The sequence below is a fragment of the Idiomarina sp. UBA4206 genome, from assembly GCF_002383015.1.
In the GTDB taxonomy this organism is placed as follows: Bacteria; Pseudomonadota; Gammaproteobacteria; order Enterobacterales; family Alteromonadaceae; genus Idiomarina; species Idiomarina abyssalis.
On the sequence record NZ_DFTS01000021.1, the window covers coordinates 17,483 to 19,429 of the forward strand.

Consider the following 1,947-nt stretch of genomic DNA (forward strand, 5'->3'; position numbering starts at 1 on the left):
TCTTCCACGTCGTGGAAGGCGTCGAACATTAAGATGGTTTCTTTCAGCTCTTTAGCGGCCAGTTCAGCCAACTGAGAATCGTCCAGCAGCTCCACCAAAGTGACGATGTTGTAGCCACCGTGCATATTACCCAGCAGTTTCACTGCGTATTCTTTGCTGACAACCGGGCTTTCAATTTCACCTTTAACAACGGCGCTTAAAAAACCTGCTTTAACATAGGCTGCTTCATCCACACCCGGCGGTACACGCTCGGCTAACAGCTCAACCAGGAAGTCTTCCTCGCCTGCTGGGGGATTTTTCAGTAATTCCACTAAATCGGCTACTTGCTCGGCGTTTAATGGCTTCGGAGGGATGCCTTCTGCGGCGCGCTCTTCCACGTGCTGACGATATTCTTTAAGCACTGATATTACCTCTCATTTGCTTGCATGAATTCTAGACGGTTCACTAGTGCGGCGCATTATACGGATTTTGCTGTTAAATTCCCATGACGCAGGGCTATAAATCAGATAATTCAGGGTATAAACGGGATGAATGCGCCCGGATTACGGGCGCGGTACTCTTTGGACTATGGCGTACATAACCGGAACAACAAACAGGGTTAGTACGGTAGCAAAACCCAACCCAAACATAATGACCGTTGCCATGCTCGCAAAGAAGTCATCAAACAGCAGCGGTATCATGCCTAAAATGGTGGTGGCTGCCGCCATTCCAACGGGACGAACACGACTGACAGCGGCATCGCTTAAGGCTTGAACCGCTTCTTTACCGGCGTCCAGTTCTGTATTGACCTGCTCCAGCAACACCACGCCGTTTTTAATCAGCATGCCGGACAAGCTCAGAAAACCGAGTAATGCCATAAAACCAAAAGGTTTATCCAGCAACAGCAGCCCGACAGTCACGCCAATAATAGACAGCGGGACTGTTGTCCAAAGCACCGCCGCCTGGCGGATACTGTTAAATAACAGCACGGTAATGATAAACATAACCAGGAAACCCATTGGCAGTGCGCCAAACAGTGCTTTTTCAGCCTTGCCCGAAGCTTCGTGTTCTCCGCCCCAGGTAAGCTCATAGCCCAGCGGCAACTCAATAGCTTCCAGTTCAGGTCGGACACGCTCAAATACCTGGGCCGCCGTTTCATCGGTCAGTAGATCATGGTCAGCCATAACAGTAAGCGTTCGCTTACGGTCTCGTCGCAATATGAGCGGGTCTTCCCAGGTTACATCTATCGAGCGCGCTACTTGCGCCAGTGGTACAAAGCGGTCAAACACCGGGCTGTAAATTTGTAATTCCTGCCAGTTGTCCAGATCAACACGTTCGGCAGCCGGGGCACGCTGTACTATTGGCAGCAAGTCAGTTCCATCGCGGTAAACACCGATTTGTCGGCCAACAAAGTTAGCTAACAGCAGATTGTTAACGTCTTCTTTAGTGATACCGGCGCGACGACCCGCCGCTTCGTCGTATTGTGGTCGCAGCAGCTTGGTTGGGTGGCGCCAGTCGGAGCGAATATTCACCGCCCCTTCGTCCTCGGCCAAAATGCTCTGCGCTTTCTTACTTAATTGGCGCAATACGTCAATATCAGGTCCAGAGAAACGCGCTTCAATTTTTGCCGGAGTAGCCGGACCAATTTCAACCCGTATCAGTTTGTCCTCAACATCCGGATGCTCTTCACGAATACGTTGGCGAATGTCCTTCATTAACGCATCCATGCTGTCTTTGTCCTCTACCCGCACCAGCAACTGTGCGTAGCTCTCGTAACTTTTTTCCACCAGATAGGTCAGGGTAAAACGGGGCGCACCCTGGCCTATGGTGGTGGAGACCGAGGTCACTTCGCTTTTATCCAGCAGGTAGTCTTCCAGGCGCTTTGAATCCTGTTCGGTATGACGAATATCGGTGCCCTGTGGATACCAGAGATCCACATAGAAAAGCGGCGTTGTCGAAGGCGGAAAG

Annotated in this window: 1 protein-coding gene and 1 pseudogene; both read right to left on the minus strand. The window is 51.1% G+C overall.

All coding sequences use genetic code 11. The features are described 5' to 3' along the window. A pseudogene (locus B3180_RS04525) lies at positions 1 to 401 on the minus strand (aconitate hydratase B); the annotation flags it as partial. 141 nt (positions 402 to 542) lie between these two features. Then, a partial coding sequence (locus B3180_RS04530; RefSeq protein ID WP_286843284.1) for an efflux RND transporter permease subunit occupies positions 543 to 1,947 on the minus strand: 1,405 nt, incomplete at its 5' end.